The 9136-nt window shown below is 71.3% G+C and carries 13 protein-coding genes, 1 tRNA gene and 1 pseudogene; 11 read left to right on the top strand and 4 right to left on the bottom strand.

Annotation, left to right across the window (positions count from 1 at the left end):
* From FHS88_RS20590 to FHS88_RS17545, 3 genes and pseudogenes are all read right to left on the bottom strand, one after another.
* Nucleotides 1-181: hypothetical protein (locus tag FHS88_RS20590; RefSeq protein WP_221244475.1), on the bottom strand; the 181-nt coding region annotated here is incomplete at its 3' end.
* A 321-nt stretch (nt 182-502) separates the two neighbouring features.
* A pseudogene (locus tag FHS88_RS20935) lies at nt 503-658 on the bottom strand (IS5/IS1182 family transposase); the annotation flags it as partial.
* A gap of 239 nt (nt 659-897) precedes the next feature.
* Nucleotides 898-972, bottom strand: a tRNA-Gly gene (locus FHS88_RS17545).
* Nucleotides 973-1116: 144 nt separating this feature from the next.
* On the opposite strand from FHS88_RS17545, the gene FHS88_RS17540 reads away from it, so the two are divergent.
* The 6 genes from FHS88_RS17540 to FHS88_RS17515 all read left to right on the top strand — a co-directional run bounded on the left by FHS88_RS17540 (nt 1117) and on the right by FHS88_RS17515 (nt 4934).
* Nucleotides 1117-2088, top strand: a complete 972-nt coding sequence (locus tag FHS88_RS17540) for a Bug family tripartite tricarboxylate transporter substrate binding protein (protein WP_184486772.1) — start codon at nt 1117-1119, stop codon at nt 2086-2088.
* On the top strand, nt 2089-2598 hold the full coding sequence (locus FHS88_RS17535; protein ID WP_184486771.1) for a prolyl-tRNA synthetase associated domain-containing protein: 510 nt from the start codon (nt 2089-2091) through the stop codon (nt 2596-2598).
* A 101-nt stretch (nt 2599-2699) separates the two neighbouring features.
* Entirely contained in the window at nt 2700-3638 is a 939-nt protein-coding gene (locus tag FHS88_RS17530) for a thioredoxin family protein (protein WP_184486770.1), read from the top strand.
* 17 nt (nt 3639-3655) lie between these two features.
* On the top strand, nt 3656-4321 hold the full coding sequence (locus FHS88_RS17525; protein ID WP_184486769.1) for an LON peptidase substrate-binding domain-containing protein: 666 nt from the start codon (nt 3656-3658) through the stop codon (nt 4319-4321).
* Between the two features lie 53 nt (nt 4322-4374).
* Nucleotides 4375-4572 (top strand): Trm112 family protein, encoded by a 198-nt coding sequence (locus FHS88_RS17520; protein WP_184486768.1) that lies wholly within the window; start codon nt 4375-4377, stop codon nt 4570-4572.
* Nucleotides 4569-4934: a gamma-butyrobetaine hydroxylase-like domain-containing protein gene (locus FHS88_RS17515; RefSeq protein WP_184486767.1), complete on the top strand. Its 366-nt coding sequence runs from the start codon at nt 4569-4571 to the stop codon at nt 4932-4934. The genes FHS88_RS17520 and FHS88_RS17515 overlap by 4 nt, the downstream gene beginning before the upstream one ends.
* A gap of 94 nt (nt 4935-5028) precedes the next feature.
* Here FHS88_RS17515 and FHS88_RS17510 read toward each other — a convergent pair whose 3' ends face one another.
* Complete coding sequence (locus FHS88_RS17510; protein ID WP_211842380.1) at nt 5029-6204, bottom strand: CaiB/BaiF CoA transferase family protein; 1176 nt, start codon at nt 6202-6204, stop codon at nt 5029-5031.
* A 118-nt stretch (nt 6205-6322) separates the two neighbouring features.
* On the opposite strand from FHS88_RS17510, the gene FHS88_RS17505 reads away from it, so the two are divergent.
* From FHS88_RS17505 to FHS88_RS17485, 5 genes are all read left to right on the top strand, one after another.
* Nucleotides 6323-7105 (top strand): enoyl-CoA hydratase/isomerase family protein, encoded by a 783-nt coding sequence (locus tag FHS88_RS17505; RefSeq protein ID WP_184486765.1) that lies wholly within the window; start codon nt 6323-6325, stop codon nt 7103-7105.
* 253 nt (nt 7106-7358) lie between these two features.
* Entirely contained in the window at nt 7359-7565 is a 207-nt protein-coding gene (locus FHS88_RS17500; RefSeq protein ID WP_184486764.1) for a cold-shock protein, read from the top strand.
* A gap of 59 nt (nt 7566-7624) precedes the next feature.
* Nucleotides 7625-7795, top strand: coding sequence for a hypothetical protein (locus FHS88_RS17495; RefSeq protein WP_184486763.1), 171 nt, complete (start codon nt 7625-7627; stop codon nt 7793-7795).
* Nucleotides 7796-7808: 13 nt separating this feature from the next.
* Nucleotides 7809-8039 (top strand): hypothetical protein, encoded by a 231-nt coding sequence (locus FHS88_RS17490; protein ID WP_184486762.1) that lies wholly within the window; start codon nt 7809-7811, stop codon nt 8037-8039.
* Between the two features lie 256 nt (nt 8040-8295).
* Nucleotides 8296-9129 (top strand): sulfite exporter TauE/SafE family protein, encoded by an 834-nt coding sequence (locus tag FHS88_RS17485; protein WP_211842379.1) that lies wholly within the window; start codon nt 8296-8298, stop codon nt 9127-9129.
* The last annotated feature ends 7 nt before the right edge of the window (nt 9130-9136 follow it).

The raw sequence follows: 9136 nt of genomic DNA, 5'->3' as shown, positions 1-9136 counted from the left end.
CCACCAACGAAACCCTGCAACTTCCGCCCAAGGCCGCCTGACCCGTGGCCACCTCAAGCCCACCAGCTTTTTCCACCACGTTGACGGACGTGACCACCAGAGGGCCGATGACCCAGCCGCTCTTGAACGAGTTGAGGTGTCCGATCGCCTGCCGTATGCGGCTGATAGTGAAGAACTTCACGGCTCCCCCTCGCTGACCGCCTTGGTGGCTGCAAAGTGTCAGGCGGATAAGCAGTTGGCACAATACTCTCCTTGCGAACGCGCAATCGCCGGTGTGGGCTGGGGTGATCATCGGATCTGGAGACCGGCGCAAAGCTCCGATCCTTCGAGCCTCTACGGCCTCAGGATCGGATGGCCGGCGATAGACTGCCGCTAGCCGAGTTCCCAACGAAGGCAGATTCTTGGGACTTCGTTCGCAGCGTCGCCGCCCTGCGCTGCAGGGCTGCGCGCCGAACAATTCCTGTCTGACTCCGGTCGGTGCGATCCAGCGTGGTTGGCGCATCTAGATCATGGAGTCGTAAGCGCGCGCCCAGAGGCGAGCGGCGGCGAGGTGCTGAGCGGCGAGGTTGTGTAGAGCGAGCTTATCGAAGCAAGTGGCAATGCGCCGGATGTGATTCAGTTTGTTGAAGAAGCGTTCGACGACGTTGCGCCCGCGGTAGGGCAATCGACTCGCCGAATTCCATCAAGCACCGTGGCGCAGAGATGTAGCCAAAACAACGCCTTAAACCTTGTTGGCCAAATCCCGGCACCCTCAAGGTGCGGAGACTCTCAGCCACACGGAGAGCAAACGCGCCCTCGTGCCCGGCGTGCACCATCAAGGTCGGCGCGAAAAACGTGGGAGTCTCTGCGGCTTTGCAGGGTGCCGCCAGCGGGAAAAACAGTTCGTGGAAAACCGACTGGAGCGGGCGAAGGGATTCGAACCCTCGACCCCGACCTTGGCAAGGTCGTGCTCTACCCCTGAGCTACGCCCGCGCTCCGTGCGGAGGCCGGGCTTCTAGCACGCTTCGCCGGGATTGCAAGCCACCCCTTCGCCACGGCCCGACCCTCCCCTCGACACCCCGCCCCGCACGGCGCGACACTCTCGCCCCAAGCACGAAATCCCGGAGGAAGCCGCCCATGAACCGCCGTTCCCTGCTCGGCCTCGCCGCGGGCGCCCTCGCGCTGCCCGCGCATCGGCATGCCTCCGCCCAGTCCTTCGACCGCCCCGTGCGCATCATCGTCCCCTTCGCCCCGGGCGGCACCTCGGACATCATCGCGAGGCTGATCGCCCCGGACCTCAGCCGCGCCTTCGGCCAGAACGTGGTGGTGGAGAACCGCACCGGCGCCGGCGGCAACATCGGCGCGGACCACGTGGCCAAGTCCGCCCCGGACGGCCACACGCTCCTGCTCATCGACGTCTCGACGCTCGCCACCGCGCCTTCGCTCTACACGCGCCTGCCCTTCGACCTGAAGCGGGATCTCGCGCCGGTCACCATGCTGATCTACGCGCCCTACATCCTGGCGGTTCATCCCTCGGTGCCGGCCGCCAACGCGGCCGAACTCGTCGCCTTCGCCAGGGCCAATCCGCAGCGCGTGAACGTCGCCCATGCCGGCATCGGCGTCGGCAACCACCTCACCGGCCTGCTCGTGACGCAACACTGGGGCGCGGAACTGACGCAGGTGCCCTATCGCGGCGGCGCGGCCGCGCTCTCCGCCGTCGCGGCCGGGGAGGCGCAGATGATCATCAACGGCGCCACCGCCACCGCCCCCTTCTGCAAGCAGGGCACGCTGCGCGCGATCGCGGTGACCGGCCCCGCGCGCCTGCCCGATTTCCCGGACGTGCCGACCTTCGCCGAGCTCGGCTGGCCCGCCGATCAGTCCGGCACCTGGCAGGGCATGCTCGCGCAGGGCGGCACGCCGGCGCCGATGATCAACCGCCTCGCCACCGACATCGGCGCCGCCATGGCGGTGCCGGCGACGGCGCAGCGCATCGCCGCCCTCGGCGGGGTGAACCGGGTCGAGGGGCCGGAGTCCTTCCGCCGCTGGCTCGACAACGAGATCGAGGTCTGGGCCCGGGTGGTGCGCGCCAACAACCTCCGCCTCGACTGAATGCCCGAGACGCCCGAGGGCCTGCTCGCCCGCCTCGCCGCCGCCGGCATCGCCGCCGAGACCCGCCACCACCGCCCCGTCTTCACGGTGGCCGAAAGCCGGGACCTGCGCGGCGACCTGCCGGGCGGGCACACCAAGAACCTCTTCCTCCGGCCGGCCAAGGGGGAGGGGCCCTTCCTCCTCGCCACGCTCGAGGAGGAACGGCAGGTCTCGGTGAACGCGCTCGCGCGCCTCGCCGGCGCGGGCAAGGTCCGCATGGCGAGCGCGGAGGAACTCCAGGCGACGCTCGGCGTCCCGCCGGGGGCGGTGACGCCCTTCGGCCTCGTGAATGCCGCGCCCGGAACGGTCCGCTTCGTCATGGACCGCCATCTCGCCGAAGGGTTCGACCGGATCTGGGTGCATCCGTTGACGAATGCCGCCTCGACCGGCCTCGCGCCCGCGGATCTGCTGCGCTTCCTGGCCGCGCTCGGCCATCCGGCCCTGCTGCTCGACCTGCCCGCCGCGCCCTGAGCGGCCGGTCCGTATTGCCGGCGCCCGGCCTCGCCCGTTACACGCCTTGCTTCCCGGCCCGGACGGCGCATCTATGCGCCAAGCCTTGAGGAATGCCTGCCATGGACGTGATTTTCGACCCCGCCCGCCAGGGCGCGACCGGCGCCGCCGAAGGGGTCATCAAGGACGGCGACCAGAAGACCTTCATGCAGGATGTCGTGGAGGCATCCCGCCAGGTTCCCGTGCTGGTGGATTTCTGGGCCACCTGGTGCGGGCCATGCAAGACGCTCACGCCCGCGCTCGAGAAGGTGGTGAAGGCCGCCGGCGGGCGTGTGCGGCTGGTCAAGATCGACATCGACAGGAACCGCTCCCTGGTCGCGCAGCTCACGCAGATGGGCCTGCCGCTGCAGTCGGTGCCCACCGTGGTCGCCTTCTGGCAGGGCCAGATCCTGGACCTCTTCCAGGGCGCGCTGCCGGAATCGGAGGTGAAGCGCTTCATCGAGGGGCTGCTGAAGGCCGCCGGAGGCCAGATGCCCGGTGCCGACCTGCTGGCCGAGGCCGAGGCCGCCGCCGCGCAGGGCGACCACCAGACAGCCCTGCAGCTCTTCGGCGCGCTGTCGCAGCAGGAGCCCGAGAACGCGAAGGCGCTTGCCGGCGTCGCCCGCGCCCTGTTCGCGCTCGGCGAGGAGGCGCAGGCGCTCGCCGTGCTCGACGCCGCGCCGGCCAAGATCAAGGAGGCCTCCGAGATCCTCGCCGCCCGCAGCGCCATCGAGCTCGAGATCGAGGGGCGGCGCGCGCGCGAGATGCTTTCCCAGTTCGAGCAGCGCCTCGCCGCCAATCCGGACGACCACGCCGCGCGCATCGAGCTTGCCGTCGCGCTGAACGCCGCCGGCGACCGCGAGGGCGCGGTGGAGGCGCTGATCGAGGCGATCCGCCGCGACCGCACCTGGAACGAGGAGGCGGCGCGCAAGCAGCTCCTGAAGTTCTTCGAGGCCTGGGGCTTCGACGATCCCGCGACCAAGGCCGGGCGCCGCAAGCTCTCGACCCTGCTGTTCCGCTGAGCGGGGGCGCGGCGCCGATGCCCCCCTTCCATCCGCGCCTTGCCGACCTGCCGGAGGAGATCGCGGTCTTCCCGCTGCCCGGCGCGCTGCTGCTGCCGCAGGGGCGGCTGCCGCTCAACATCTTCGAGCCGCGCTACCTCGCCATGACGCTCGACGCGCTGGCGAACGGCCGGATGTTCGGGATGGTCCAGCCCGATGCGCGCGGCCCGAAGGGCCCGACGGGGCCGGGGCTCTACCGCGTCGGCTGCCTCGGGCGCCTCTCCTCCTTCAGCGAGACCGAGGACGGGCGGCTGCTGATCACGCTGACCGGGCTGATCCGCTTCCGCATCGCCGAGGAACTGCCGCTCGCCGCGGGCGGCTACCGGCGCGTGCGGGCCGACTATGCCGACTTCGCCGCCGACCTCGCGGTGGAGGCCGAGCCGCCCGCGCTCGACCGCGCCGAGCTGCTCGCGGCGCTGCGCCCCTATTTCCGCGCCCGCGGCATCGAGGCGAACTGGGAGGCGGTTGAGCAGACCGCCGATTCCATGCTGGTCACCACGCTCGCCATGGTCTGCCCGTTCGAGGTGCCGGAGAAGCAGGCGCTGCTCGAGGCGCCGGACGGGATGGAGCGCGCGCGGATGCTGGTGGCGCTGATGCGCATGGGCGCCGCGGCGAATGCCCCGCCCGAAGGGCGCCCCAGTTGACGGAAGGCCGGCCCCGCGTCAGGGGGACGGCGCGACACGAGGACGAGACGAGAATGGCCGAGAACCAGCCCCAGGGGGGCGCCGTGGACCCCCGCCTGCTCGAGATCCTGGTCTGCCCCGTGACCAAGGGCCCGCTTCGCTACGACCGCGAGAAGGGCGAGCTCGTCAGCGAGCGCGCCGGCCTCGCCTACCCGATCCGCGACGGCATCCCGATCATGCTGCCCGACGAGGCCCGCAAGCTCGACGCATGAGCGCGCCGAGCGAGATCCGCCTCAGGCGCGCCGAGCAGGTGCTCGAGGTCGCCTGGCCGGACGGCACGCGCCACCGCCTGCCCGCCGAGTATCTGCGCGTCGAGAGCCCGAGCGCGGAAGTCCAGGGCCACGGACCCGGGCAGAAGGTCATCGTCGCCGGCCGCCGCCATGTCGGCATCCTGCGCGTCGAGCCCGTCGGCAACTACGCCGTGCGGATCGTCTTCGACGACCTGCACGACACCGGCATCTACTCCTGGGACTATCTGCGCACCCTCGGGCGCGAGCAGGAGAGCCGCTGGGCGGCCTATCTCGCGGAGCTCGGCGCGCGCGGCCTGTCCCGGGACCCGCCGCGGCGCGTCTGACGCCCGGCGGACGGAGGGTGATCGTGCGCCGGGCATGACGGCCCGGTCCGGCGCGCGGCCCCGCCGCCGGCCCGGCGCCCAGGGGGGCGGCCGGTCATATCGCCTTCGCCGCGCGCAGCGCCGCGATCTCCTCGGCGCTGAAGCCGAACTCCGCCAGCACCTCGTCGGTGTGCTGGCCGCGGTCCGGCGTCGGGTTGCGCGCGCAGGCCACGCCGCTGATCTGCATCGGCGCGCGCACCACGTTCAGCGGCCCGAGGCGCGGATGCTGCAGCGTCATCTCCATGCCGAGATGCTTCACCTGCTCGTCCGCGAAGACCTGGTCCATGGAATAGACGGGGCCGCAGGGCACGCCTTCCTTGTTGAACTTCGCCACCCAGTTGGCGGAGGTATCGGTCAGCGTGACGCGCTCGATGATCGCATTGACCTTGGCGCGGTTCTTCGAGCGCAGCGCATCGGTGGCGATGTCGGGATCCTTCGCCTCCTCCTCGATGCCGAGCACGCGCACGATGCGCCGCCACATCTCCTCGCCGCCGCCGGCGATGTTCACGGAGCCGTCGGCCGTCTTGAAAAGCCCGGTCGGGATGGTGGTGGGGTGGTCGTTGCCGGCCTGCTTCGGCACCTCGCCCTTCATGGTCCAGCGCGTCGCCTGGAAGTCCATCATGGCGATCATCGCCTCGAGCAGGGAGACATGGACCCAGCGGCCCTTGCCGGTGACTTCGCGTTCCAGCAGCGCGACCATGATGCCGAGCGCGCAGTAGAGCCCGGCCGTGAGGTCCGCCACCGGGATGCCGGCGCGCACCGGCCCCTGTCCCGGCAGGCCGGTGACCGACATCAGCCCGCCCATGCCCTGCGCGATCTGGTCGAAGCCCGGGCGCTTGGCGTAGGGCCCGTCCTGGCCGAAGCCCGAGATCGAGCCGAGCACGATGCGCGGGTTGATCGCGGCCAGGCTGTCGTAGTCCACGCCCAGGCGCGTCTTCACGTCGGGGCGGTAGTTCTCCACCACCACATCGGCCTTGGCGACCATGCGCCGGAACGCCGCCAGACCCTCGGGCGACTTCAGGTTCAGCGTCATCGCCCGCTTGTTGCGATGGACGTGCTGGAAGTCCGGCCCGTCGCGCTCGCCGCCCAGCCCCTTGCCGGTATCCACCTCGTCCGTCGCCTCGATCTTGATGACGTTGGCACCCCAGTCGGCGAGCTGGCGCACGCAGGTCGGCCCGGAGCGGACGCGGGTGAGGTCGAGCACGGTGAAGCGGGCAAGCGGCATGGTCATGCGGTGTTCCTCCTCGGCGCGCGGTGTTCGCATCGCTCGCGCGCCGCTGCAAGAGAGCGGCTTGACGCCCCCGCCCATCCCGCTACGCCTTGCGCCGAAACCCGGGGACGGAGCGACCATGAGCGACGAGATCCTGCACGAGGTCCGCGAGGGCGGCATCGCCTGGACCACCTTCAACCGCCCGCAGGCGCGCAACGCCATGCTGTTCAGCATGTACGAGCGGTTGCAGAACCTCGCGGCCGAGATCGACGCCGACCCCGCGATCCGCGTCTGGGTCATCACCGGCGCCGGCGGCAAGGCCTTCGCCTCGGGCACCGACATCTCCCAGTTCCGCGAGTTCCGCACCGCGCAGGACGCGCTCGACTACGAGGCGCGGATCGACAAGGTGCTCGGCGCGCTCGAGTCCTGCAACACGCCCATCATCGCGGCGATCGCCGGCGCCTGCACGGGTGGCGGCCTCGGCATCGCGGGCTGCTGCGACATCCGCATCTGCGACAGCGCCGCGCGCTTCGGCCTGCCGATCGCCAAGACGCTCGGCAACATCCTCAACATGAACAACTTCGCGCGCTTCTACGCGCTGGTCGGGCCGGCCGCGATCGCGGAGATGATCATGACCTCGCGCCTCTTCTCCGCGGCCGAGGCGAAGCATATCGGCCTCGTCTCCGAGGTGCTGGACAGCCCGGAGGCCGTCGCCGCCCGCGCGATGGAACTCGCCACCACCATGAAGGATCTCGCGCCGCTCACGCTCAAGGCGACCAAGATCGCGCTGCGCCGCCTGCGCCACGCGGCCGGCGAGGTCGAGGGCGACGACCTCGTGACCATGTGCTTCACCTCCGCCGACTTCCAGGAAGGCGTGGACGCCTTCCTCAACAAGCGGGCGCCGAAGTTCCAGGGACGATAGGATCCGGCGGGCGCGGCGGCGCCCGCACCATCAAGGTGATTGCTTTCGCGGTGCGGGAGGTCCATATCCCTCCCGTCACCTCGTCCGGTCCGCCTCGGCGGACCCCGCTCTCCGTGCCTTCCTCTGGTTGAGCTTCAGCGATGGCTGGCCCGTCGCGCATCGCCGCGCGCCCATTCCCGGGTGCCGCGTCCTGCGGCGGCAACACCGTCGCGCATGTCGTGCGGCGGCAACGCTCAACCCCGGAGACCTCCGCATGAGCATCGGTACCGTGAAGTGGTTCAACGCGACCAAGGGCTATGGCTTCATCCAGCCCGAGGACGGCGGCAAGGACGTGTTCGTCCATATCAGCGACGTCCAGCGCTCGGGCCTCAATGGCCTGAACGAGGGCGACCGCGTGGAGTTCGACCTCCAGCGCGGCCAGCAGGGCAAGATCTCGGCGGGCAACCTCAAGCTCGCCTGATCGCGCCGGGGCGGCCTCGCGGCCGCCCCCTCCACGCCCCCCGGAACCGGAGCACGCCCATGGCGCGCAAGCCCAACTACGGCCAGCAGCGGGCCGACGTGAACCGCGCCAAGCAGGCGAAGAAGGAGGCCAAGCTGCGCGAGCGCGAGGAAGCCGTTGCCAAGCGCAAGGCCGGCCTGCAGGACCGCGAGGACGACGCACCCCCCGCCCCCGGGCCGGCGCGCGACTGAAGGAACACGCCCAATGGCCAGCAAGCCCGGCAGCAAGTCCGCCTTCGTGCTGTTCGACGTGATCTACGCCGATGGCAGCCGCCGCTCCAACCGGAAGGTCCCGGCCGAGATCCTCGGCGGGCTCGACGGCGATGCGCCGGCGCGCAAGGTCATCGAGGAACAGGACAACGAGATCGCCAAGGCCTCGGGCAAGCCGCCGCTGCCCATCGCGCAGCTCATGCGCGCCGGCGGCAAGCGGAAATAGCCCCGGCGGGGAGCCGGACGCGCTCGTCGGTCCGGGCCGCCCCGCGATGTTCATGCGTGGCTGACGGCGCAGCCCGCAAAGCCCGGTGCCCGCGCGACAAGGCAGGCCCCCGCCGCCGGGATGAAGGCCGCTGAACGCGCGCGGCGCGGCCCGGGCACCGTTCGCGCCGGGCGCCGCCGCGCCGCATCCACCCTTCGGCAATGCTGGTCTATGGTCGCGTGGCGGATCTGTCCGCCGGGCGACCGGAGACGCAGGCTTGAGCCGAACCACCCTCCTCCCGGCCCTTTTCTGGGGGGCTGCCATCGGCATGCTTGGCGGGCTGATCGGCCTTGGCGGGGCGGAGTTCCGCCTGCCGGTGCTGCTCGGCCTCTTCGCGCTCGCCGCCCATGCGGCGGTGCGGCTGAACCTGCTGATGAGCCTCGCGACGCTCGCGGCCTCGGCGGCCGGCCGCTTCGGCTTCGCCTCCTTTCCCGCGCTCTCGGGGCATTGGCCGGAGATCCTCGCGCTGATGCTCGCCGCCATGGCGGCCGCCTGGTTCGGCGCCGGGTTGCTCGCGCGGATCGACGCGCTGCGGCTGACGCGCATCATCGCCGTGCTGCTCGCCGCCATCGGCGTGCTGCTGCTGGTCGAGGCCGCGGCGGGCGATGCGCTGCATCTCGGCGCCGAGCCGGGCGGATGGTGGCGGGCACCGGCCGGGGCGGTGGCCGGGGTGGGGATCGGCCTCGTCTCCTCGCTGCTCGGCGTGGCGGGGGGCGAACTCATCATCCCGACGCTGATCTTCGGCTTCGGGGTGGACATCCGCACCGCTGGCACGGCGAGCCTGATCATCAGCCTGCCCGCCGTGGCCGTCGGCGTGTTCCGCCACGCCCGTGCCGGGGGCTATCGCGACCGCGCCGCCGTGGTCGGCATCGGCGTGCCGATGGCCGCGGGCTCGGTGCTCGGCGCGCTGGCCGGAGCGGCGCTGCTGCCCTTCGTGCCGGCGGGCGCGCTGAAGCTGATCCTGGGCGTCATCCTGCTCGTCTCCGCGGTCAAGCTGTGGCGCAAGGGGGCGGCCAAGGCGGCGGCCGCTCGCGCGGCGGCGGCGCGATGAAGGGGGC

The sequence above is a fragment of the Neoroseomonas alkaliterrae genome (genome assembly GCF_014199195.1).
GTDB classification, from domain to species: domain Bacteria; phylum Pseudomonadota; class Alphaproteobacteria; order Acetobacterales; family Acetobacteraceae; genus Neoroseomonas; species Neoroseomonas alkaliterrae.
This window is presented reverse-complemented; position numbering and strand designations above follow the sequence as displayed.